This is a genomic window from Streptomyces sp. NPDC001880 (assembly GCF_053594575.1).
The window spans coordinates 1-24,514 of sequence record NZ_JBSFET010000088.1; the positions used below are offsets into that span (position 1 = coordinate 1).

15 protein-coding genes and 2 pseudogenes are annotated in these 24,514 nt (G+C 70.8%); 15 read left to right on the forward strand and 2 right to left on the reverse strand.

Annotated elements, in window-relative coordinates; all coding sequences use genetic code 11:
- Positions 1-28: 28 nt before the first annotated feature.
- The 7 genes and pseudogenes from ACWCQ6_RS29840 to ACWCQ6_RS29870 all read left to right on the forward strand — a co-directional run bounded on the left by ACWCQ6_RS29840 (position 29) and on the right by ACWCQ6_RS29870 (position 8,260).
- A complete protein-coding gene (locus ACWCQ6_RS29840) occupies positions 29-406 on the forward strand; it encodes an arsenate reductase/protein-tyrosine-phosphatase family protein (RefSeq protein WP_451094476.1) in 378 nt (125 codons plus the stop codon).
- Between the two features lie 239 nt (positions 407-645).
- Positions 646-1,428 carry an isoprenyl transferase gene (locus ACWCQ6_RS29845; RefSeq protein WP_451094452.1) on the forward strand — a complete coding sequence of 261 codons (783 nt, stop codon included), beginning with the start codon at positions 646-648 and terminating at the stop codon, positions 1,426-1,428.
- A gap of 204 nt (positions 1,429-1,632) precedes the next feature.
- Entirely contained in the window at positions 1,633-1,983 is a 351-nt protein-coding gene (locus tag ACWCQ6_RS29850) for a hypothetical protein (RefSeq protein WP_451094480.1), read from the forward strand.
- Positions 1,947-2,429, forward strand: a pseudogene (locus ACWCQ6_RS29855) (ATP-binding cassette domain-containing protein); the annotation flags it as partial. The gene ACWCQ6_RS29850 and the pseudogene ACWCQ6_RS29855, both read left to right, overlap by 37 nt.
- Entirely contained in the window at positions 2,426-4,198 is a 1,773-nt protein-coding gene (locus tag ACWCQ6_RS29860; protein ID WP_451094454.1) for an ABC transporter ATP-binding protein, read from the forward strand. The pseudogene ACWCQ6_RS29855 and the gene ACWCQ6_RS29860, both read left to right, overlap by 4 nt.
- A 101-nt stretch (positions 4,199-4,299) precedes the next feature.
- The gene (locus ACWCQ6_RS29865) at positions 4,300-5,331 is read left to right on the forward strand and encodes an alcohol dehydrogenase (protein ID WP_451094456.1); all 1,032 of its coding nucleotides are present in this window, start codon (positions 4,300-4,302) and stop codon (positions 5,329-5,331) included.
- An 898-nt stretch (positions 5,332-6,229) separates the two neighbouring features.
- Positions 6,230-8,260, forward strand: a complete 2,031-nt coding sequence (locus ACWCQ6_RS29870; protein WP_451094458.1) for a M4 family metallopeptidase — start codon at positions 6,230-6,232, stop codon at positions 8,258-8,260.
- Positions 8,261-8,535: 275 nt separating this feature from the next.
- On the opposite strand, the gene glgP is transcribed toward ACWCQ6_RS29870, so the two are convergent.
- A complete protein-coding gene (gene glgP / locus ACWCQ6_RS29875) occupies positions 8,536-11,139 on the reverse strand; it encodes an alpha-glucan family phosphorylase (RefSeq protein ID WP_451094460.1) in 2,604 nt (867 codons plus the stop codon).
- A gap of 639 nt (positions 11,140-11,778) precedes the next feature.
- Here glgP and ACWCQ6_RS29880 point away from each other — a divergent pair.
- The 8 genes from ACWCQ6_RS29880 to ACWCQ6_RS29915 all read left to right on the forward strand — a co-directional run bounded on the left by ACWCQ6_RS29880 (position 11,779) and on the right by ACWCQ6_RS29915 (position 23,402).
- Positions 11,779-13,809 carry an alpha-1,4-glucan--maltose-1-phosphate maltosyltransferase gene (locus ACWCQ6_RS29880; RefSeq protein WP_451094462.1) on the forward strand — a complete coding sequence of 677 codons (2,031 nt, stop codon included), beginning with the start codon at positions 11,779-11,781 and terminating at the stop codon, positions 13,807-13,809.
- Positions 13,806-15,512 carry a maltose alpha-D-glucosyltransferase gene (gene treS, locus ACWCQ6_RS29885; RefSeq protein ID WP_451094464.1) on the forward strand — a complete coding sequence of 569 codons (1,707 nt, stop codon included), beginning with the start codon at positions 13,806-13,808 and terminating at the stop codon, positions 15,510-15,512. Before ACWCQ6_RS29880 ends, treS begins: the two co-directional genes overlap by 4 nt.
- Positions 15,513-15,740: 228 nt before the next feature.
- Entirely contained in the window at positions 15,741-17,138 is a 1,398-nt protein-coding gene (locus ACWCQ6_RS29890) for a maltokinase N-terminal cap-like domain-containing protein (protein ID WP_451094466.1), read from the forward strand.
- A 78-nt stretch (positions 17,139-17,216) separates the two neighbouring features.
- Positions 17,217-19,553 (forward strand): 1,4-alpha-glucan branching enzyme, encoded by a 2,337-nt coding sequence (gene glgB, locus ACWCQ6_RS29895; RefSeq protein ID WP_451094468.1) that lies wholly within the window; start codon positions 17,217-17,219, stop codon positions 19,551-19,553.
- Positions 19,554-19,812: 259 nt separating this feature from the next.
- On the forward strand, positions 19,813-20,319 hold the full coding sequence (locus tag ACWCQ6_RS29900; RefSeq protein WP_451094470.1) for a SigE family RNA polymerase sigma factor: 507 nt from the start codon (positions 19,813-19,815) through the stop codon (positions 20,317-20,319).
- Between the two features lie 11 nt (positions 20,320-20,330).
- A complete protein-coding gene (locus ACWCQ6_RS29905) occupies positions 20,331-20,810 on the forward strand; it encodes a hypothetical protein (RefSeq protein WP_451094472.1) in 480 nt (159 codons plus the stop codon).
- Positions 20,811-20,901: 91 nt separating this feature from the next.
- Positions 20,902-22,125, forward strand: coding sequence for a glycosyltransferase (locus tag ACWCQ6_RS29910; RefSeq protein ID WP_451094474.1), 1,224 nt, complete (start codon positions 20,902-20,904; stop codon positions 22,123-22,125).
- A 98-nt stretch (positions 22,126-22,223) separates the two neighbouring features.
- Positions 22,224-23,402 carry a glycosyltransferase family 39 protein gene (locus ACWCQ6_RS29915; protein WP_451094478.1) on the forward strand — a complete coding sequence of 393 codons (1,179 nt, stop codon included), beginning with the start codon at positions 22,224-22,226 and terminating at the stop codon, positions 23,400-23,402.
- 188 nt (positions 23,403-23,590) lie between these two features.
- On the opposite strand, the pseudogene ACWCQ6_RS29920 reads toward ACWCQ6_RS29915, so the two are convergent.
- Positions 23,591-24,306 (reverse strand): annotated as a pseudogene (locus ACWCQ6_RS29920) (MMPL family transporter); the annotation flags it as partial.
- Positions 24,307-24,514: the final 208 nt, after the last annotated feature.

Genomic DNA, 24,514 nt, shown 5'->3' on the forward strand with positions numbered 1-24,514 from the left:
GTTCACGGAGCCGCTCCACCTCACCAAGATCCACAGGCCGCAGCATGCGCCACCGCAACCACCGAGATCAAATCAACCTAACGAAGTACTACTAGAGGTCCGCTCCGCCGGATCCGCACCGGCCGACACCGTGAACCCGGCCGCCGTCCAGGCGATGACGGAGGTCGGCATCGACATGTCCGCCGAGACCCCGAAAATGCTGACCCCCGAGGCTGTGCAGGCGTCCGACGTGGTGATCACCATGGGCTGCGGCGACACCTGCCCCGTCTTCCCCGGCAAGAAGTACCTCGACTGGGAACTCGACGACCCGGCCGGCCATGGCGTCGACGCGGTCCGCCCGATCCGCGACGAGATCGAGCAGCGCATCCGTGCCCTGCTCGGCCAACTCCTGCCCGAGACCGCCTGACCTCCGCCCCGTTCCCTCGTGGTGCGTACGCTTCGGTCAGTTGCAGCAGTCGCAGCCCGGACGGCAGCCACACGCGCCCGCCTCGGCGCCTTCCGGTGGACGTCGACCGGCACGGTCGCACGCGGGGAGCCGCGGGACTACGTTGGTGGCACCGGCGCGGGTGTCAACGTTCGCCGAGCTCGTCGAAGAGCCCCTGGTAGGGTCCGCGGCGAGCACCCACAACGCGATGGAGATGGTTCATGAGACTGCTCCCGCTGTTTCTCCGACGGCCGATCGAGGCGGTGTACGAGCGCCGGCTGGCCGCCACCCTGGCGGGGCTGCCACGCCCGCAGCACGTCGGGATCATGCTCGACGGCAATCGGCGCTGGGCTCGGCAGGCGGGTCACACGGACGTCCGGGAGGGGTACCGGGCGGGCGGCGCCAAGACGACCGAGTTCCTGGGCTGGTGCGCTGCCGACGGAATCGAGCACGTGACCCTCTTCATGCTCTCCGACGACAACCTCGGGCGCCCCGCCGAGCAGCTCGGCCCGCTGATCGAGGTCATCGAAGAGACCGTCCGGGACATCACGGCCGCAGGCCGCCCCTGGGAAGTCCAGGTGATCGGCTCGCTCGACATGCTGCCGGGCACCAGTGCCCAGGTGCTCAAGGACGCCGCTGCCGCGACCGCCGGACGCGGCGGGCTCAAGGTGGACGTCGCGGTCGGCTACGGCGGCCGACGGGAGATCGTCGATGCGGTGAAGAGCGCCTTCGAAGAACACATCGCCGCCGGTGGCGACCCTGCCGAACTGGTCGAACGGTTCGACATCGAGGACATCTCCCGGCATCTGTACTCGCCGACGGCCGACCACACCGACTTCATCATCCGGACCTCCGGAGAACAGCGGCTGTCCGGCTTCCTTCTCTGGCAGTCCGCGTACGCCGAGATGCACTGGGTGGACTGCTACTGGCCGGCGTTCCGTCACGTGGACTTCCTGCGCGCACTGCGCTCGTACGCGAGCCGTGAGCGGCGATTCGGCAAGTGACCCGCCACGCCCCCGGCGGAATCCAGGGGTGTGACGGGGCTCTCGGCGTGCCCGGGATCAGCCGGGATCAGTACGCGCGGAACCGGGCGATCAGACGGTGCCGAACTCTCCGCCCCTGACGCCCGCCACGGAGGAGGCGAACGACGCGGCGGAGGTGTTCAGCACCGGGCCGCCCACGTCAGGCATCCGCGACCGCGTCCGCTGTTGCTCCGGGGAGGGATTGAGATCAGGAATCGCTCGCTGCACCCCGTACGGCCCCCCGACCGTCGCAGCGCCCTGCGGTACCTGTGGTGGCTGATCATCTGTCAGCGTCGGCGGATCGCCGCCGGTTCGCTGCTCGGCAGCGCGTGGATGGTGTGTCTGACACTGCCGCCTTACCTGTTGTCCCGCGCCATCGACGAAGGGCTGCAACCGGGACGGTGGCCCGCGCTGGCCGGCTGGGTCGCGGCCCTGCTGGGCGTGGGGGTGCTGAACGCCTGGCTGGCCATCATGCGACACCGCACGATGACCAGGGTGCGGCTGGACGCCGCCTTCCTCGGGACGAGGAGTCCATGAGCCGGGCCCTGTACGCGGCCGTGGCGCAGGACATCGTGCGCGGGCTGCCGGACGGACTCGACTCGCCCGTCGACGCGCAGGGCCGCAACCTCTCCGGGGGCCAGCGCCAGCGTGTCCGGCTGGTCCGGGCCCTGCTGGCCGATCCCGAGGTGCTGCTGGCGGTGGAGCCCACCTCGGCGGTCGACGCGCACACCGAGGCGGCCATCGCGTCCCGGCTGCGCGCCGCACGCTCCGGCCGCACCACGGTCGTCACCAGCACCTCGCCGCTCGTGCTGGACCGGGCGGACACCGTGTACTTCCTGGTCGACGGTCGCGTCGCGGCCGTCGGCAGCCACCGCGAGCTCCTGGACCGGGAGCCCGGCTACCGCCTCCTGGTGTCCCGCGGCACGGACGACGACCCCGCCGACGCAGGAACCGTCCCGCCGTCCGAGGAGGCCGTGCGATGACCACCGGATCCGGGCCCGCACACCGGGCCCTGCCCATCGCCGAGCCGTCCCGGACACTGCGGGCGGCGCTCCGGCTGATCCGGCTGGACGGCCGTGTCTTCGCCGCCGTGATCGGCCTCAACGCGCTGGCCGCCGGTGCCGGACTCGTCGGCCCCTGGCTGCTCGGCCGCATCGTCGACGAGGTGGGGGCGGGCGCCGGGGTGGCCTCGGTGGACCGTCTGGCGCTCACCATCCTCGTCTTCGCCGTGGCGCAGCTCCTCCTGGTCCGCTGCGCCGGTTACGCCGGACACCGCTTCGGCGAACGGACCCTCGCGCGCATCCGCGAGGAGTTCGCCGACCGGGCGCTCGCGCTGCCCGCCCCGGTGGTCGAGCGGGCCGGCACGGGCGATCTGATGGCCCGCGGCACCACCGATGTCGCCGTGGTCGGCGCCACCCTCCGGGACGCCGGGCCGGAGCTCCTCATCGCCGCGGTCCAGGCGCTGTTCATCCTCGGCGCGGTGTTCGCGCTCGACCCGCTGCTCGGTGCGTGCGGGGTTCTGGGCCTGCTCGGGATCTGGTTCGCGGCCCGCTGGTATCTGCGCCGGGCGCTCACCGCGTACCTGGCCGAGGGAGCCGCCAACTCGGTGCTCGCGGAACAGCTCGCGGCCACCGCCGCCGGTGCCCGCACCGTCGAGGCCCTCGGGCTTCAGCAGCGACGCATCGCGGCCTGCGAGAAGGCCGTCGAGGAGTGCCGGAGGACCCGGACCCGGACGCTGTTCCTGCGCAGTGTGCTCTTCCCGGCCGTGGACGTCTCGTACGTCGTTCCGGTGGCCGGTGTCCTGCTGATCGGCGGGGTGCTGCACGACCACGGCGCGGTGAGCCTCGGCGCGGTGGTTGCCTCGGCCCTGTATCTGCGGCAGCTCTCCCAGCCCCTGGACACCATCCTCCAGCGGCTGGAACAGCTCCAGAGCAGCAGCGCCTCCTTCGCCAGGGTCGAGGGCCTCGCCCCGGCGGCGCACGTACCACCGGCCGCCTCCCCCGCACCGGCCGACGACCTGATCGAGGTGACGGGGGTGCGATACGCGTACGACGGCGGGGGCGACGTCCTGCACGGTGTCGACCTGACGGTCCGACCCGGCGAGCGGCTCGCGGTCGTCGGTCCCTCCGGCGCGGGCAAGACCACCCTGGGCAGGCTGCTGGCGGGCATGGACGCACCGCGCACCGGCTCGGTGACGGTCGGGCGGGTCCCGGTCGCCGGGCTGGACCCCGAGCGGCTGCGCAGGCACGTCGTGCTGGTCACCCAGGAGCACCACGTCTTCCTCGGCACGGTCCGGGACAACCTGCAGATCGCCTCGGCCGACGCCACCGACGCCGAGCTGCGCGCGGCCCTCGCCGCCGTCGGTGCCGACTGGGCCGACGAGCTGCCGGACGGCCTGGACACCGATCTGGGCCACGGGGCGCACCGGCCGGACGGCGCCCGCGCGCAGCAGCTCGCCCTGGCGCGCGTGGTGCTGGCCGATCCGCACACGCTGATACTCGACGAGGCCACCGCGCTCCTGGACCCGAGGACGGCCCGGCACACGGAGCGGGCGCTTGCCGCCGTGCTCGAAGGCCGGACCGTCGTCGCCGTCGCACACCGGCTGCAGACGGCGCACGACGCCGATCGGGTGGCCGTGATGGAGGAGGGCCGGATCACCGAACTGGGCACCCATGACGAGCTCGTGGCGGCCGACGGAGCGTACGCCGCGCTCTGGCGCTCCTGGCACGGCGAACGGCCGCCCTCCGCCTGATCCGGCGGAGCCCCGTACGCGCCACCCGGCGCGCGTGACCGGGCCGGAGCTGGTCTGCTGGTTCCGGGGGCCGTCGACCCCGTACCCGCGGAGAGATCCAGATGAGCTTCCCCAGCATCTACCGAGCCGCGCAGGCCACCGCCGCAGGCGGTCCTTTGGAGATCGTCGAGCGCGCGGTGGCGCAGCCGGGCCCGGGTCAGGTCCGGGTGGCCGTGGACGCCTGCGGGGTCTGCCACAGCGACGCGCTCTTCGTGGAGGCCCTGCTGCCGGGCGTACGGTTCCCGGTGGTCCCGGGGCACGAGATCGCGGGCCGGATCGCGGAGCTCGGCGAGGGGGCGCAGAGCGCCTGGCAGGTGGGTGACCGGGTGGCGGTGGGCTGGTTCGGCGGCAGCTGCGGCCACTGCACGCCGTGCAGGCAGGGCGACTTCGTGGTCTGCGTGAACCTGAAGGTGCCCGGGTGGGCGTACGACGGTGGCTACGCCGAGAGCGTGACCGTCCCGGCGGACGCCCTGGCCAGGATCCCCGACGCGCTGACGGCGGCCGACGCGGCGCCGATCGGCTGTGCGGGGGTGACCACGTACAACGGGCTGCGGCGCAGCGCCGCCCGACCCGGAGACCTGGTCGCCGTGCTCGGCATCGGCGGCCTCGGGCACCTGGGTGTGCAGTACGCGGCGGCAATGGGCTTCGAGACGGTGGCGATCGCCCGCGGCGCCGCCAAGGCCGACTTCGCGCAGGAGCTCGGCGCGCACCACTACCTCGACAGCACCGCGGACACCGGCGTCGCGGACGCGTTGCAGGCCCTGGGCGGTGCCCGGGTCGTCCTGGCAACCGCCGCCAGCTCCGCGGCCATCACGGCGACCGTGGACGGGCTCGCGCCGCGCGGTGAGCTGGTGGTCATCGGCGCGGACGCGGAGCCGCTGGGGATCAGCCCGAACCAGTTGCTGATGTCGGGCAAGGTCGTCCGGGGCCACCCGTCCGGCACCGCGCAGGACGTGCAGGACACGCTGGCGTTCAGCGCCCTGCACGGGATCCGCCCGATGACCGAGACCGTGCCGCTGGACGACGCGGAGGAGGCGTACCGGAAGATGCTGTCCGGCGCCGCCCGCTTCCGGATGGTGCTCACCACCTCCTGACGCCCGGGAGAGCACCGATTCCCGCAGGCGGTAAGGGAGTTGCGGGACTACCGGAAGCGCACCTTCCCGTAGGTGGTACGGGAGTTGCCGGCCACCGGGAGCGCGCCCTCCCGCAGTCGGTACGGGAGTTGCGGGACCGCTGGAAGCGCGCCCGCCCACAAGTGGCACGGGAGTTGCCGGGCCACGGCGAGCACCCCTCCCCACAAGCAGCACGGGAGTTACCGACCCCGCGAGCGCCCCTCCCCGCAAGTGACAAGGCAGTTGCCGGGTCGGCCGCAGGCCCACCGCCCGGCGCCGCCCGCGCGGCGTCGGCTACGACGGGCGCCGTAGTGCCCGCGTCCCTGCCGTGGACGGCGGGCCCGGTGGATGTCGTCCGGAGCGACGGGCCACCCGGTACGGGTGAGCGAGGGAGAGCACGCGGCGGGGAGGACCGCCCTCTCCACCCCTGTCGTACCCCCGGCCGGCCCGTGGGGCGAACGCGGCGAAAACGGGCGCGGCCGCCACGGCCGGCCGCGCGAAGCTGTGGTCGCTTCAGGACACCCGGCTCTCCACCGAGAAGTCGATGGTAAGAAATCAGCCACATGTCGACACCATCTCGGCCAGCGCCGAACACCCGCTCCCACACCCCCTGTTCGAACACGAAGGCTCCGATGCGGACCTCGGCACTCTCTTCGAATTCGGGGCACGGAGGACTCCCTACGGCATCACGGTGGTGATCCGGGAAACGTCCGCTTAACGAACATGACCTTTCCGGCAACGAACGAGTTCCGGCCAAGTTGTTGACGCGGTCCTGACAGGAACGGCTCCCGGCTGCCACTCTTCACCCCGTTCTGCGCACTTCTCGCTCACCCCGACGGCTCACCGTGCCGCCGGTACCCCCCTCGCAGAAGGAGTCCGCGTGAGATCCACGCCCAGCCGTCGTGCCACCGCGACCGGCGCTCTGATAGCCGCAGCAGCCCTCGTCGCCGTCGGAGTCCAGACCGGTACGGCCACTGCCACCCCCGGCAGCACGACCTCTGCGGTACCGGCATCCGCCGGCGCCGACCAGGGTTCCCTCGCCAAGCAGCTCTCCCCGTCCCAGCGAGCCGAGCTGATCCGCGAGGCCGACGCGAACAAGACGGCCACGGCCAAGGACCTCGGTCTCGGCTCCCAGGAGAAGCTCGTCGTCCGGGACGTCATCCAGGACAACGACGGCACCACGCACACGCGTTTCGAGCGCACCTTCGCCGGACTCCCGGTGCTCGGCGGCGACCTGATCGTCAAGGAGTCCAAGTCCGGGGCGACCCAGGGCGTCACGAAGGCCTCCAAGGTGACCAGTGGTCAGCTGAAGGCCGTGGACCTCAAGGCGGACATCGCGCCCGCCAAGGCCGAGAAGCAGGCGCTCGGCCTCGCCAAGGCCGACGGTTCGAAGAGGACCGAGGCCGACCGGGCGCCCCGCAAGGTGGTCTGGATGGCGCAGGGCAAGCCGCAGCTCGCCTACGAGACCGTCGTCGGCGGCCTCCAGCACGACGGCACCCCCAACGAGCTGCACGTCATCACGGACGCGGCCACCGGGGCGAAGCTGTACGAGTGGCAGGGTGTCGAGAACGGCACCGGCAACACCCAGTACAACGGCCAGGTCACCCTCGGCACCGCCCCGTCGTACACGCTGACCGACACGGGCCGCGGCAACCACAAGACCTACAACCTGAACCACGGGTCGTCCGGCACCGGGACGCTGTTCACCAACTCCACGGACGTGTGGGGCAACGGCAACCCGTCGAACGCCGAGACCGCCGCCGCGGACGCCCACTACGGCGCGGCCGAGACCTGGGACTACTACAAGAACGTGCACGGCCGCACCGGCATCCGCGGTGACGGCGTCGGCGCGTACTCCCGCGTCCACTACGGCAACGCCTACGTCAACGCCTTCTGGCAGGACAGCTGCTTCTGCATGACGTACGGCGACGGCGAGGGCAACGTCAAGCCGCTGACCTCGCTCGACGTGGCCGCGCACGAGATGTCGCACGGTGTCACCGCCGCCACCGCCAACCTGGTCTACAGCGGCGAGTCCGGCGGCCTGAACGAGGCCACCTCCGACATCTTCGCCGCGGGCGTGGAGTTCTACTCCAACACCACCCAGGACCCGGGCGACTACCTCGTCGGCGAGAAGATCGACATCAACGGCGACGGCACCCCGCTGCGCTACATGGACAAGCCGAGCAAGGACGGCGCGTCCAAGGACGCGTGGTACTCGGGCATCGGCAACATCGACGTCCACTACTCCTCGGGCCCGGCGAACCACTTCTTCTACCTGCTCTCCGAGGGCAGCGGCGCCAAGGTCGTCAACGGGGTCTCCTACGACTCCCCGACCTCCGACGGCCTGCCGGTGACCGGCATCGGCCGCGCCAAGGCCGAGCAGATCTGGTTCAAGGCGCTCACCACCAAGTTCACCTCCACCACCAACTACGCGGCGGCCCGCACCGGCACCCTCGCCGTGGCCGGTGAGCTGTACGGCACGACCAGCGCCGAGTACAAGGCCGTCGGCGACGCCTGGGCGGCCATCAACGTCGGTACCCGTGACGGCGGCAACCCGGACCCGGGCGGCAAGGTCTTCGAGAACAAGACCACGGTCGCCATCCCGGACCGCGGTGCGGCCGTCTACAGCTCGGTCGACGTCACCGGCATCACCGGCAACGCGCCCAGCACCCTCCAGGTCGGCGTGGACATCACCCACACCTACCGCGGTGACCTGGTCATCGACCTCGTCGCCCCGGACGGCACCTCGTACCGCCTGAAGAACTCGGGCTACGACTCCGCGGACGACGTCAAGACCACGTACACGGTCAACGCGTCCTCCGAGGTGGCCAACGGCACCTGGAAGCTCAAGGTCCAGGACGTCTACTCGGGCGACAAGGGCAAGATCAACAGCTTCAAGCTGACCTTCTGAACCCCTTCACCGGGTCCCTCCCGGTGACCACCGCCCGGCAGGAGCTCACGCCCCTGCCGGGCGGTTCCGTGTCAGAGCCTGTCGGGTGACCTCTGATCGGAATGCGGACGCGGTCCGATGCGTGCGACTCCGAGGCCAAGGAGGGAACCGACGCGAAGTGTCGGCGACCGACGACCACCCCGGAAGCGCGCCTGCCAGGGCGTGGCCGCCCGGTCGGAGCTCACCCGGCAGGCACTCGGCGCGTCAGCACACCCGCGCCGTCCCCCGACAGGCTCTCAGCGCATCAGCACACCCGCGCCGTCCCCCGCCGCCTCCGCGGGCAGCGCCACCAGGCCGAGTTCCGCCCCGGTCGCCAGCAGCGGATGGGCCGGCAGCACCCGCACCGTGTAGCCGTACGGCCCCGTGCGATCGAGGGCGAGCGGCCCCTCGTAGAGCCAGCGGCCCTCCAGGTCCTGGCCCCCGGCCGGTTTGAGCGGGAAGAGCTGGGCGTCCGAGATCCCGTCGGCGGCGTCCACCCGGCCGGCCACCGCCTGCACCTCCACGTCGTCCGGCTCCAGCACCCCGAGGGCGACCCTGGTCCGGAGCAGCAGCGTCGCCCCCAGCTCGGCCGAACCGTCCGCCGCGGTGGGCGCCACGGCCTCCACATGGTCGACAGCCACGCGCGGCCAGGCGGCACGGACCCTGGCCTTCCAGTCGGCGAGCCGGCGCGCCGTCCCCGGGTCCAGCGCACGCCGGGCGTGCGCGGCGGGCGCGTACAGCCGCTCCACGTACTCGCGGACCATCCGGTCGGCCAGCACCTTGGGACCGAGCGTGCCCAGCGTACGGCGGACCATCTCGATCCAGCGCTCCGGAAGCCCCTCGCCGCCCCGGTCGTAGAAGCGCGGCGCGACCCGGTCCTCGATCAGCTCGTACAGGGCGGCCGCCTCCAGATCGTCCCGGCGGTCCTCGTCCTGCGCCAGGCCGTCGGCGGCCGGGACCGCCCAGCCGAAGTCCGGCTCGAACCACTCGTCCCACCAGCCGTCGAGAACCGAGAGGTTGAGGCAGCCGTTGAGCGCCGCCTTCATCCCGCTCGTACCGCATGCCTCCAGCGGGCGCAGCGGATTGTTCAGCCATACGTCGCAGCCCGGGTAGAGCTTCTGCGCCATGGCCATCCCGTAGTCCGGCAGGAACACGATGCGGTGGCGCACCCGGGGGTCGTCGGAGAACCGCACCAGCTCCCGCACCAGTCGCTTCCCGCCGTCGTCGGCGGGGTGGGCCTTGCCCGCGACGACGATCTGGACCGGGCGGGCCGGGTGGAGCAGCAGCTCCGTCAGCCGCTCACGGTCACGCAGCATCAGCGTCAGCCGCTTGTACGAGGGGACGCGCCGGGCGAAGCCGATCGTCAGCACGTCCGGGTCCAGCACGGAGTCGATCCAGCCGAGTTCGGCCGGCTCCGCGCCCCGGGCCCGCCATGAGGCGTGCAGCCGCTCGCGGACCTCGGCGACCAACTGGCCCCGCAGGGACCGCCGCAGGTCCCACAGCTCCCGGTCGAGGACCTCGGCGGCGGAGTCCCAGCGTCCGGGCGTGCCACCGTAGCGATCGCGCAGCCGGAAGACCTCGGGCGCCACCCAGGTGGGTGCGTGGACCCCGTTGGTCACCGAGGTGACCGGCACCTCGGCGGGGTCGAAGCCGGGCCACAGCCCGGCGAACATCTTCCGGCTGACCGCGCCGTGGAGGGTGGAGACGCCGTTGGCCCGCTGGGCGAGCCGGAGCCCCATCACCGCCATGTTGAAGAGGCCGGGCTCACCGCCGGGGTAGGTCTCCGTGCCCAGTTGCAGGATGCGTTCGGCGGACACGCCCGGGAGTTCGCCGTCGTCGCCGAAGTGCCGGGCGACGAGATCGCGGTCGAACCGGTCGATCCCGGCGGGCACGGGTGTGTGAGTGGTGAAGACCGTGCCGGCCCGTACGGCCTCCATCGCGGAGTCGAAGTCGAGTCCGCCGCACGAGAGTTCACGGATGCGTTCGAGCCCGAGGAAGCCGGCGTGCCCCTCGTTGGTGTGGAACACCTCGGGTTCCGGGTGGCCGGTGAGACGGCAGTAGGTACGCACGGCCCGTACGCCGCCGATACCGAGGAGCATCTCCTGGAGGAGCCGGTGCTCGCTGCCGCCGCCGTACAGCCGGTCGGTCACCTCGCGCTCGCCCGGCGCGTTCTCCTCCACGTCGGAGTCGAGCATCAGCAGGGGCACGCGTCCGACCCGCGCCTGCCAGATGTGGGCGTACAGCCAACGACCGCCGGGCAGGGCCAGCGCCACCCGGCTCGGGGTGCCGTCGGCCTCGCGCAGCAGGGCGAGCGGGAGCTCGTTCGGATCGAGCACCGGATAATGCTCCTGCTGCCAGCCGTCGCGCGACAGACTCTGGCGGAAGTAGCCGTGCCGGTAGAGCAGGCCGACCCCGATGAGGGGGACGCCGAGATCGCTGGCGGCCTTGAGATGGTCACCGGCGAGGATGCCGAGACCGCCGGAGTACTGGGGCAGTGCCGCGGTCACTCCGAACTCGGGCGAGAAATAGGCGACGGCGGCGGGGAGTTCGGCGCCCAGCTCCAGCTGCTCCTGGTACCACCTGGGCCCGTCCAGATAGTCCCGGAGGTCCTGGGACGCCTCGCTCAGCCGGTGCAGGAACTGCTCGTCCCGGGCCAGCTCGGCGAGCCGCCCGGCGGGTACGGCACCGAGCAGCCGCACGGGATCGCATTCCGCCGTCCGCCGGACCTCCGGGTCGACGGCCTGGAACAGCTCACGGGTCTCGGTGTGCCAGGACCAGCGCAGATTGTGGGCGAGGTCGCTGAGCGGTCGAAGGGGGTCGGGGAGGACGGGGCGCACGGTGAATCGACGGATGGCCTTCACACGACCACCTTTACAGGGGACGTACGGATCCGAGGGGACGCACCACGGGGTACGCCGCTCCGTCACCCTCGCCGGTGGTGGTGTCCGCCGCCTCATCCGTGTCCGGATACGCTCACGGCCCGTCCGGGCACATTGGTCCCACGGGTATTGGCCGATTCCATTCCCTCACCCGGTCTTGTGGCCCTCCGCACCGGAGGGAAGGCTGCGCAGTGGCGTCCGGACTGTCTCCGGAGAACCCGCGCAAACAGGGCGGAGCCGGGGGGCGAACCGCCCGTCACGAATACGCCCGAGCAGTTCACAGAAACACCGGATCGGACCACCGGGAATCAGGGAGGGCTTCTCCGGTGCACAGCCCGAGTGCGCCCGGGACGGCAGATGAATGCCGCCCGAATGCAGCACGAATGCGAGGCATCCGCGGGTCCGGAGTTCATCCGGTTCACTTCCGCGCAGCATACCCGCGCCCAGGTCATTCGACTGCCATTCGAGTGAATGCGGACAGGAGCGGCCATGCCCACACCCCGTCAGCCGTCGACGGAGCAGCTAGAAAGGACGGACCCGATCGGTCGCGGTGCGCGCATTTCGCCCTCCGCCGCTGTGCCGCGCCCCGTTCAGCCCGAACCCCAGTCCTCAGGTGATTCCATGATCGGTCGCATTCCCGTCCTCGACGTCCGCCCCCTCGTCGACTGCGGCAGAAGGCCTGCCAAGGCGGTGGCCGGCGAGACCTTCCAGGTCACCGCGACCGTCTTCCGCGAGGGCCACGAGGCCGTCGCCGCGAACGTGGTGCTGACGGACCCGAACGGACACCCGGGTCCATGGACGCCGATGCGCGAGCTCGCTCCCGGCACCGACCGCTGGGGCGCGGATGTCACCCCGGGCTCCGAGGGCCGCTGGACGTATACGGTCGAGGCCTGGAGCGATCCGGTCAGCACCTGGCGGCAGCACGCCCGGATCAAGATCCCGGCGGGGACCGACACCGCGCTCGTCCTGACGGAGGGCGCCGAGTTGTACGAGCGGGCCGCCGAGGGGGTGCCCAAGCGGGACGGCCGCGAGGCGGTGCTGGCCGCCGTCGACGCGCTGCGCGACACGTCCCGCCCGGCCGCCGCCCGGCTGGCCGCGGCACTCACCCCCGAGGTGCAGGACGCGCTCGCCCGTCACCCGCTGCGCGAACTCCTCAGCGCCTCCCCGCCGCTGCCGCTGGTGGTGGAGCGCCGGCGCGCCCTGTTCGGTTCCTGGTACGAGCTGTTCCCCCGCTCCGAGGGCGCCAGGGTCGAGAGTTCCGGCCCGCCCGCGAAGGGAAGGGGCAGGGCGGGGAAGGCGGCGCCGAGGATCGTCAGCGGCACCTTCCGTACGGCCGCCGAGCGGCTTCCCGCGGTCGCCGCGATGGGCTTCGACGTGGTCTATCTCCCGCCCGTCCACCCCATCGGGGCCACCCACCGCAAGGGCCCCAACAACTCGCTCTTCCCCGCCCCGCACGACGTGGGCGTGCCATGGGCGATCGGCTCGGCCGAGGGCGGTCACGACGCCGTCCATCCCGAGCTCGGCACTCTCGACGACTTCGATCATTTCGTCCGGACCGCCCGAGATCTGCGCATGGAGATCGCACTCGATTTCGCGCTCCAGTGTTCTCCCGACCACCCCTGGGTGGAGAAACACCCGGAGTGGTTCCACCACCGCGCGGACGGCACGATCGCCTATGCCGAGAATCCGCCGAAGAAATACCAGGACATCTACCCGATCGCCTTCGACCGGGATATGCGCGGACTCGTCGCCGAGACCGTACGCATTCTGCGGTTCTGGATGGACCACGGGGTACGGATCTTCCGCGTCGACAATCCGCACACCAAACCGGTGGTCTTCTGGGAGAAGGTGATCGCGGACATCAACCGGACCGACCCCGATGTGATCTTCCTGGCCGAGGCGTTCACCCGGCCGGCGATGATGAAGACGCTCGCGACCATCGGCTTCCAGCAGTCCTACACGTATTTCACCTGGCGCAACACCGGGCAGGAAATCACCGATTACGTCACGGAGTTGTCGGGCGAGACCGCTTCCTACATGCGGCCCAACTTCTTCGTGAACACCCCGGACATCCTGTCCGGCTATCTCCAGGACGGAGGCCGCCCGGCCTTCGAGGCGCGGGCCGTCCTCGCCGCGACGCTCTCCCCCTCCTGGGGTGTGTACGCGGGCTACGAGCTGTGCGAGAACACCCCGGTCGGGCCCGGCAGTGAGGAGTACCTCGACTCGGAGAAGTACCAGATCCGGCCCAGGGACTGGGAGTCGGCCGAGCGGGAGGGCCGTTCGCTGGCCCCGCTCATCACCACGCTCAACCGCGTCAGGCGCCGCAACCCGGCTTTGCAGCAGCTGCGCGACGTGCACTTCCACTCCACGGACAACGACGCGTTGATCGCGTACAGCAAGCGTTCGGGTTCGAACATCGTTCTGGTGGTCGCCAACCTCGACCCGCACCACACCCACGAGGCCACGGTCTCGTTGGACATGCTGCGACTCGGCCTCGACCGGGACGAGCGCGTGCCGGTGCGCGACGAGCTCACCGGCGACACCTATCACTGGGGCAGGACCTTCTATGTGCGCCTGGAGCCGGGCGTCACGCCGGCGCACATCGTCGTCCTGCGACCGTCCCCGCCGACCGGAGGGTCACCCACACCATGATCGTCAATGAGCCCGTCCACGACACGTTCGAGGACACCCCGGCCAAGGACCGCGATCCCGACTGGTTCAAGCGCGCCGTCTTCTACGAGGTCCTCGTCAGGTCCTTCCAGGACTCCAACGGCGACGGCATCGGCGACCTCAAGGGCATCACCGCCAAGCTGGACTATCTGCAGTGGCTGGGCATCGACTGCCTCTGGCTGCCACCGTTCTTCAAGTCGCCGCTGCGCGACGGCGGATACGACGTCTCCGACTACACGGCCGTGCTGCCGGAATTCGGTGACCTGGCCGACTTCGTGGAGTTCGTCGACGCCGCGCACCAGCGCGGGATGCGCGTGATCATCGACTTCGTCATGAACCACACGAGCGATCAGCACGACTGGTTCCAGCAGTCCCGCACCGACCCGGAGGGTCCGTACGGCGACTACTACGTCTGGGCCGACGACGACAAGCAGTTCCCGGACGCCCGGATCATCTTCGTGGACACGGAGACGTCCAACTGGACCTTCGACCCGGTGCGCAAGCAGTACTACTGGCACCGGTTCTTCTCCCACCAGCCGGATCTCAACTACGAGAACCCGGCGGTCCAGGAGGAGATCATCTCCGCGCTCCGCTTCTGGCTGGACCTCGGCATCGACGGCTTCCGGGTGGACGCCGTGCCGTACCTGTACCAGCGGGAGGGCACCAACTGCGAGAACCTTCCGGAGACGCACGACTTCCTCAAGCGGGTCCGCAAGGAGATCGACGCGCACTACCCGGACACCGTGCTGCTCGCCGAGGCCAACCAGTGGCCGGAGGACGTCGTCGACTACTTCGGCGCGTACGAGGCCGGCGGCGACGAGTGCCACATGGCGTTCCACTTCCCCGTGATGCCCCGGATCTTCATGGCCGTGCGGCGCGAGAGCCGCTACCCGGTCTCCGAGATCCTGGCGAAGACACCGGCGATCCCGGAGAACTGCCAGTGGGGCATCTTCCTGCGCAACCACGACGAGCTCACCCTCGAAATGGTCACGGACGAAGAACGCGACTACATGTACGCGGAGTACGCCAAGGATCCGCGCATGCGGGCCAACATCGGCATCCGGCGGCGGCTCGCACCGCTGCTGGACAACGACCGCAACCAGATCGAGCTGTTCACCGCGCTGCTGCTGTCACTGCCCGGCTCCCCGATCCTCTACTACGGGGACGAGATCGGGATGGGCGACAACATCTGGCTCGGTGACCGGGACGCCGTACGCACTCCGATGCAGTGGACGCCCGACCGCAACGCCGGGTTCTCCTCCAGCGATCCGGGGCGGCTCTACCTCCCGACCATCATGGATCCGGTCTACGGCTACCAAGTCACCAATGTCGAGGCCTCGATGTCGTCCCCGTCGTCGCTGCTGCACTGGACGCGACGGATGATCGAGATCCGTAAGCAGAATCCCGCCTTCGGTCTCGGCTCGTACAACGAACTGCCGTCGTCGAACCCTGCCGTGCTCGCCTTCGCCCGTGAGCACGGGGACGATCTCGTGCTGTGCGTGCACAACTTCTCGCGGTTCGCGCAGCCCACGGAGCTCGATCTGCGGTCCTTCGACGGGCGTCATCCGGTGGAACTGATCGGTGGGGTGCGCTTCCCCGCCGTCGGCCGGGGACCCTATCTGCTGACCCTCGCCGGGCACGGCTTCTACTGGTTCCGGCTGCGCAAGGAAGCGCCGTCGAGCTGACCGGACACCACCAACCGCGGGGCGGTTTCCGCCGCCCCGCACGCGGCACCTTCCCCCGCACCGCACACGTACGGCCCCTTCCGGGTTCCCTCTGGCGTTTCGATCCCATCGAGTCGAGTCCGTACGGACCATCCTGACCCGACACGTCCCGCACAGCCGGACAGCTATTGCCGCAATCCGGGACACTCTTCGCATCCTGTGGTGTGCCCGGGGAAAGGACGCGATGCCATGTCGGAGGCTGCATCCACTCGGGTCGCCCTGACCGACAGCACAACCCTGCTCCCTTCGCTCGCTCCCCTGCTGCATCAATGGCTGCCCCGGCAGCGGTGGTTCGCGGGCAAGGGGCGGCCGGTCACCGCGTTCACGCTGGTGTCGGCGACCGAGATGCTGCCGGTGGGCACCGATTCCGTCGCCGCCGGAACCGGAACCGGGCTGCTCCATCTGCTCGTCCGGGTCCACCAGCCGTCCACACCCGCGCAGTCGCCGGACGACTGCTACCAACTGCTGCTCGGCGTACGGGCCGCGCTGCCTCCCCGGCTGGCGCCCGCGCTCATCGGCCATGTGACCGAGGGACCGCTGGCCGGCCACACCGTCTACGAGGGACTGCACGACCCACGCCTCGCCGAACTTCTGCTGGAACGGTTCCGTACCCCCGGCACCCTGGGCGTCCTGCGCTTCGACCGGAGCGGTCCGGCCATCGCCGCGGGGCTCGCGCCGCGGCTGCTCGACACCGAGCAGTCCAACACCTCGCTCGTCTACGGCGACGCCTACATCCTCAAGATCTTCCGCCGGATCTTCCCGGGCACCAACCCCGATCTGGAGCTTCCGCTGGCGCTCGCACAGGAGGGCTGCGGACGGGTGCCCGCCCCCGTCGCCTGGTTCGAGGCCACCACCCCCCGGCCGCTCACCCTCGGCGTCCTCCAGCCGTTCCTGAGCGGCGCCGAGGACGGCTGGCAGCTCGCCCTGCGCGCCCTGGCCGGGGGACGGAACTTCACCGACGAGGCCCACGCGCTGGGCCGGGCCACCGCCGAGGTGCACACCGCGCTCGCCGCCGCCCTGCCGACGCCCGCCCTGCACCGCGCCCAGACCGAGCGCCTCGCCGCCTCGATGGTGCGCCGGCTGGAGGCCGCCGCCCAGGCGGTGCCGGAACTCGTGCCGTACGTCCCCGGACTGCGTACCGCCTTCGACGCGGTGGCCGCACTCGGTCACCGGGGACGCGACTGGGCGGCCCAGCGGGTGCACGGCGATCTCCATCTCGGCCAGACCCTGCGCGCGGCCGACGGTTTCTGGTCACTGATCGACTTCGAGGGCGAACCGGCCAGAGAGCTGCGCGAACGCCGCCGCCCGCAGCTACCGGTGCGCGATGTCGCCGGAATGCTCCGCTCCTTCGACTACGCGGCCCGCTCGCACCGCCCGTGGAACGCCGACTGGGCGGCCCGCTGCCGGACCGCCTACTGCGACGGGTACGCCCACGCCGCCGGCTTCGACCCGCGCAGCGAACCGGAGCTGCTGCGCGCCCACGAGACCGACAAGGCGGTGTACGAGGTGCTGTACGAGGCACGGCACCGGCCCGACTGGCTGCCGGTCCCGATGGCCGCGATCCACCGCCTGGCCACCGACGACTGACGGACCGGCAGACGCTCCCGCCTCGCTCTCCCGCCCTCCCCTCTTCCCCCCTCAACACCCTCCGAGGAGGCTGTCCCCGTGACCGCCCGCAAGCCGTCCCGCAGAACGCCCGACCCCAACGAGCTCCCCCGAGCCGAGCCACCGGCACCCGAGGCTGCGGCAGCCCCCGCGGCGCCGCCGCCGCGCCCCCGTCGGGTCGCCGCCGGCCAGGGCGTGCGCCGGGCACGTCCCCTGGACGACGGCGACCGGGGCCGGCTGCTGGCCGGTGAGCACCACGCCCCGCACGACCTGCTCGGCGCGCACCCGGTCCGGGGCGGTGTGACCTTCCGGGTGCTGCGCCCTTACGCCCGGTCGGTGACCGTGGTCGCCAAGGGGCTGCGGGCACGGCTCCACGACGACGGCGACGGCTTCTTCTCCGGGCTGCTGCCGATGCCCGTGCTGCCGGACTACCGGCTGCTGGTCGCCTACGCGGACAACGAGATCGAGGTCCACGACCCGTACCGCTTCCTGCCGGCGCTCGGCGAACTCGATCTGCATCTGATCGGCGAGGGACGGCACGAGGAGCTGTGGACCGCCCTCGGCGCGCAGCCCATGGAGCATCAGGGGGTGGCGGGCACCCGGTTCACGCTCTGGGCGCCCAACGCCCGTGGTGTGCGGGTCGTCGGGGACTTCAACTACTGGGACGGCACCGGTTTCCCGATGCGTTCGCTGGGCTCCTCCGGGGTGTGGGAGCTGTTCCTGCCCGGGATCGGGGAGGGCGCGCTGTACAAGTTCGACGTGTGCCGCCCGGACGGTTCGCACACGGTGCGTGCCGACCCGATGGCCCGGTACGCCGAAGTACCGCCCGCCACCGCCTCGATCGTGACGGCCTCGCACCACGAGTGGCGGGACCAGGAGTGGATGGCGCACCGCGGGGACGTGCCGGTGCACGAGGCGCCGCTCTCGGTGTACGAGGTGCATCTGCCGTCCTGGCGGCCGGGGCTCACCTACCGCCAGCTGGCCGACCAACTCCCTCTCTACGTAAGGGATCTGGGGTTCACGCATGTGGAGCTGATGCCGGTCTCGGAGCACCCCTTCGGCGGTTCGTGGGGGTATCAGGTCACCGGCTTCTACGCCCCCACGTCACGCATGGGCACGCCCGACGACTTCCGATTTCTCGTCGATTCCCTGCACCGGGCCGGGATCGGCGTGATCATGGACTGGGTGCCCGCGCACTTCCCGCGCGACGACTGGGCGTTGGCGGAGTTCGACGGCCGGCCGCTGTACGAGCACTCCGATCCGTCACGGGCGGCGCACCCCGACTGGGGCACGCTGGAGTTCGACTACGGCCGCACCGAGGTGCGCAACTTCCTGGTGGCCAATGCCACTTACTGGTGCGAGGAGTTCCACATCGACGGGCTGCGGGTCGACGCGGTGGCCTCGATGCTCTATCTCGACTACTCGCGCCAGGAGGGCGAGTGGTCCCCGAACGAGCGCGGCGGGCGGGAGAATCTGGACGCCGTCGTCTTCCTGCAGGAGATGAACGCCACGGTCTACCGCCGCAATCCGGGTGTGGTGACCATCGCGGAGGAGTCCACCGCCTGGAACGGCGTCACCCGCGCCACCCATCATGTCGGCCCCGGCGGTTTCGGGGGGCTCGGATTCGGCCTGAAGTGGAACATGGGCTGGATGCACGACTCCCTGGTGTACGTGTCGAAGGAGCCGGTGCACCGCAAGTACCACCACAACGAGATGACCTTCTCGATGGTGTACGCGTACAGCGAGAACTACGTCCTGCCGATCTCGCACGACGAGGTGGTGCACGGAAAGCGGTCGCTGGTCTCCAAGATGCCCGGCGACTGGTGGCAGCAGCGCGCCAACCACCGGGCCTATCTCGGCTTCATGTGGGCCCACCCGGGAAAGCAACTCCTCTTCATGGGGCAGGAGTTCGCCCAGGGCGCGGAGTGGTCGGAGGGGCACGGCCCGGACTGGTGGCTGCTGGACCCCTCGTACGCGGCAAAGAGCGACCACCAGGGCGTACGCACCCTGGTGAGCGACCTGAACGCGGTGTACCGCGAGACACCCGCGCTCTGGCAGCGCGACACCGTTCCGGATGGCTTCGACTGGGTGGACGGCGGCGCCGCCGAGGACAATGTCTTCTCCTTCCTGCGCTACGACGCGCACGGCTCGCCGCTCCTGGCCGTCAGCAACTTCTCCCCGGTGGTGCGGCACGACTACCGGGTGGGGGTGCCGGATGCGCTCGGGGGCCGGGTGGCGTGGACGGAGGTCCTCAACACCGACGCCGTGCGGTACGGCGGCAGCGGTGTCGGCCATCCCGATCCGCTGAAGCCGCAGCCGGTGGCCGCGCACGGCAGGCCCGGCAGCCTGCTGCTGACGCTGCCGCCGCTGGCGACGGTCTGGTTCCGGCCGGCGTGAGCACGGGTGCGGGGCCCTCGGCCACCTCCCGGCCACGGACCCCGCACCGTCCTCCGCAAGCCCTTGGGTGACCAGTAGCGCGAAGACTTCCCTGGTGGCGCGGGCAGGGTTCCGTGCGCGGAGGACGGGACGAAGGAGCGTCTCGCGCTTGCCGTCGACACGTCCTGTGATCCAGATCACGGGCCGTAGGTGCATCGTGGGCCGGGTGCCAGTGCCTTCTACAGGGTGTAGGCGACCGGCGAGAACAAGGACAGAGCGGATGGAGCAGAGTCGATCCCGTGCGTTCGACGAGTTCGTGGCTGCCCGCTGGTCGGCGCTGGTCCACCTCGCCCGCCTGCTCGTCGGAGGCGATCGGCATCGGGCCGAGGACTTGTTGCAGGAGTCCTTGGTCAAGCTCTGGTTCGTCTGGCCCAAGGTCGCGGATGACGCACCGGAGCCGTACGTCCGCAAGGTGATGGTGCGTGCGGCGGCGCGCTCGGGACAGCGGCGTTGGTGGGGTGAACGCCCCGTCGAGCATCTGCCCGAGGCGGCAGTGGTCGGCGATGTGTCCGCGGACGTGGTGGAGCGTTCTCGGCTGGAGGCCGCGCTGGCCCAGTTGTCGCCGAAGCAGAGGGTGGCGGTGGTGCTGCGCTACTACCAGGACCTGCCCGAGGGACAGGTGGCGGAGGTGCTCGGGTGCCCGGTGGGCACGGCTCGGTCCCATACCGCACGCGGAGTGGCGCAGCTGAGAAAGCTCCTGAGCGATGTGAACGAGCCGGTGCGGTGAAGGAGAACCCCATGGATCACTTCGAGCGGCAGCTGGCGCACATGATGCGTGACACCGAGGCGCCCGCACCGTTCGAGCCGAAGCACCGGGAACGTCTCCGAGCAGGGGTGCATGCCCGCTGTCGGAGACGAGCCGCGCAGAGGGCAGTCGGCTCCGCCCTGGCCGTCGTCGGCCTCAGTGTCGGGCTGTTCCTGCTGCCCGGCCATGAGCCCCGGTTCGAGCCCAGCCACCCCGGCCCACGGCCCACGGCGAGCCTGTCGTCCTCCACCCCGCCCGCGACACCCGACGCGTCCCCGAGCACGCCCCCCTCCACTGCCCCCGCGTCCCCGAACGGGACCACCGAAACCATGCCGCCGCCCGCGACCGGGAGTACGGCCACTGCCACCGAGACCTCGCCGGGGAGCACGGAGGATGTGTCGCCGTCCTCGACCTCGGCCCCGCCTTCGGGTACGGCGACCGCGCGGAACCAGCTGTCGACCGCCTCGCCCTGAGCCCTGACTCGTCACCCCCGTAACGCCGTATCACACCGCCGCCCCGAGTGTCTTCGGCCTGCCCCATACCAAGCCATGAAGAGGACAAAGCATGAGAAATCAAGGGTCACTTGCCCTGAAGGACCTGAGCCGACTGCCGCACCGCGCACCGGTGGCGGCGCACCACCGGGAGCCCGTCCTGGATGTCGTCGTCCCCGTGTTCAATGAGGAAATAGATTTGGAGCCGAGCGTGCGACGGCTCCACACCCACCTGCGCGAGACCTTCCCCTATCCGTTCCGCATCACCATCGCCGACAACGCCAGCACGGACAGCACCCCGCTGATTGCCGCTCGGCTGGCGGACGAACTGCCCGAGGCACAGTGGCTTCGGCTGGCCGAGAAGGGGCGCGGCCGGGCGCTGCGTACCGCCTGGTCGCTCTCGTCGGCCCCCGTACTCGCGTACATGGACGTGGACCTGTCCACGGAGCTGACGGCGTTGCTGCCGCTCGTGGCCCCGCTGCTCTCCGGCCACTCCGATATCGCCATCGGTACCCGCCTGGCCCCCGGCTCCCGGGTGGTGCGCGGCCCCAAGCGGGAAATCACCTCTCGTTGCTACAACGCCCTCCTGCGCTCCGTCCTCGCCGTGGGCTTCTCCGACGCGCAGTGCGGATTCAAGGCGGTGCGGCGTGATGTGGCCCAGCGACTGCTGCCCCTCATACAGGACTCGGGGTGGTTCTTCGACACCGAACTGCTGGTGATCGCCGAGCGTGCCGGGCTGCGCATCCATGAGGTGCCGGTCGACTGGGTGGACGATCCCGACACCCGGGTCGACATCCTCGCCACGGCGCTGGCCGACCTGCGCGGCATCGCCAGGATCGGCAGGGCACTGGCGCGGGGCACGCTGCCACCGGGCGGGTCGCTCCGCGACGGTGACGCCGACGCACCGGGCAGGCTCGCCACCCAACTCGTGTGCTTCGCCGCCGTAGGAGCCGTCAGCACCCTCGCATACCTGCTCCTCTACACGGTGCTGCGCCCGGTGGCCGGATCCCAGGCCGCCAACGCACTCGCGTTGCTGGTCTGCGCCGTCGCCAACACGGCCGTGAACAGGCGGCTCACCTTCGGCCTCCGTGGCCGCGGCGGTGTGCTGCGCCACCAGGGCAGGGGCCTGATCGTCCTCCTGATCGGCCTGGCTCTCACCGGCGGATCGCTCGCCGCCCTGCACCACGCGGTGCCCTCGGCAGGGCAGGCCACCGAACTCGCCGTACTCCTCGCCTCCAACCTGGCCGCGACGCTGCTGCGGTTCCTGTGCTTCCGAGCGTGGGTGTTCCGCGCGTGATCAGGACCACCGCCCGTTCGACCGCGACCGGCACCCCGAGCTGGAACGCGAAGCTGTCGCAGCAGCCCGCCACCACGGGCCCCGACCGTCGGCGCCGGCTGCGCCGCACAGCCGAGCACTACGGCCCCGTACTGGCCGTCTACGCCACGCTCAAGTTCATAGGCTTCGCCACCTTCATGTGGCTGCTGCACTACGCCGGGGACTACCGCACGAAGCACCCGCGCTTCGGTGGCGGCGCCCGCCCGTGGGACGTCCTGGCCAGCTGGGACGGCTGGTGGTACCAGCAGATCGCCCTGCACGGGTACGACCCTCGGCTGATACCGATCCCCGGCGCCACCGGCCCGATCACCCTCGAAGGGAACTCGGCGGCGTTCTTCCCGCTCTACCCGGCGCTGATGCGGCTGGTCTCCGAGCTCACCGGCCTCGGCACGTACGGCGCCGGCCTGCTGGTCTCCGTCGTCGCCTCCTTGGTCGCCGCCCTGGGCATCTACGCCGTCACCGAACGCCTCGGCGGCAGGCGGGCCGGGCTGGCCGCGGCCGGTCTCTGGGCCGTCTGGCCCGGTTCCGGCGTGGAGTGGGCCGTCTACTCCGACTCCCTCTACGTGGCCCTGGCCGTCTGGGCCTGCCATGCCGTCCTGAGCCGCCACTGGCTCACCGCCGGTCTCCTCACCTGCGCGGCAGGACTCAACCGGCCCACCGCCGGGGCGCTGATCGCCGCCGTCGTCGTCGCGGCCCTGCTCGCGCTCCACCGTCGCCAGGACGGCATCCTTCGTCCGGTGGCCGCGATGGCCGTCGCCCCGCTCGGCCTCCTCGCCTATCTCGGCTGGGTGGGTCACCAAATGGGTGACTACGGCGGCTACTTCAGGCTTCAGTCCGATGCCTGGGCCCACGAGTGGGACTACGGCCGGCACACCCTCGACGTCCTCACATCCGTCCCGGTGGGCCACTCCGACTATCTCTCCGCCTGGCCCTTCGCGGACCTGATCGGCGTCGGTGTCGTCCTGCTCGCGCTCGCACTGCTCTCGCTGCTGATCCGGCTGCGTCCCCCGGCCGTCCTGATGGTCTACACCGTCCTCACCCTCGTCCTCGTCCTGGGCAGCCAGCAGATATTCGGCAACGTCTCCCGCTATCTGCTCCCCCTCTTCCCGCTCTTTCTGCCGCTCGCCCTCGCCCTGCGCCGCCTCTGCCTGACGCACCAGTTCATGCTCCTCGGCGTCGCGGCCCTGGCCTCCGGCTCGTACGCGGGCTACGCCCTTTTCGAACTCGGCGTCCCGTAACCGACGGATCCAGGAATGGATGCCCGATGACCACGATCCTGCCCACCGCCCAGCGGTCGGCTTCAAGTCCGGCACACCGTGATGCCCCGCACAGCAGCGTCGTGGTCCGCTCGGGCGGGCGGCTCCGGCTGCTGGAGCCCGGGGAAGAACCCGTCAGCGGTGTCCGCTGCGTCGTGGGCGGGGACGATGATCTCGGGCTGTTCCTCGGCGGGCAGCGGGGGCGCCGCCTGCCGGGCCAGGTTCTCTCCTTCGATGTCGGCGTCGGGGAGGATGCGGTCGATCCAGGCGGGCAAGGACCAGGCGCGCTTGCCGAGGAGGGCCAGGGTTGCCGGGACGATCGTCATGCGGACGATGAAGGCGTCGAAGAGGACGGCGATGGCGAGGCCGAAGCCCAGGGCCTTGATCATGGCGTCCTGGAAGTCGACGAAGCCGGCGAAGACGCTGATCATGATGAGGGCTGCTGTGGCGGTGACGACGGTGGCGCCGTGCTTGAAGCCCGTCTCGATCGCGGTGCGGGCGTCGGCGCCGTGGACGTACGCCTCGCGCATGCGGGTCACCAGGAACACCTGATAGTCCATGGCCAATCCGAAGACGATGCCGACGAGGAGGACGGGCATGAGGCTCATGAGGGGCCCGGTCTGTTCCAGGCCGATCAGGTCCTTGAGCCAGCCCCACTGGAAGACCGCGACGAGGGCGCCGAGGGAGGCGAGTACGGCGAGCAGGAAGCCAAGGGCGGCGGTGACCGGGACGAGGATCGAGCGGAAGACGAGGATGAGGACGAGGACGGCCAGTTTGGCGACGAGGGCCGGGTAGGGCACGATCGCCGCGCTGAACTTGGCGGAGATGTCGATGTTGAGGGCGGTGGTGCCGGTCACGAGGACCGTGCTCCGGTGTCTGCTTTGAGGTCGGTGCATGCGGCGCAGGCGACGGATGTCGGGCGCCCGTCGGCGCGTCAGGCGCGGCCAAGCTGACGGCCGGGGTCAGGGCGATTCGGAGTTCGCGGAGATTCAAAGCGTTTAAGAGCTTGTCTCACGTGGCGTCAGGTTGTACGGCATGATGCCGTGCCATGGGTGTTGATCTGTCTCAACGGCTGGTCCCTGACGAACTCTGGT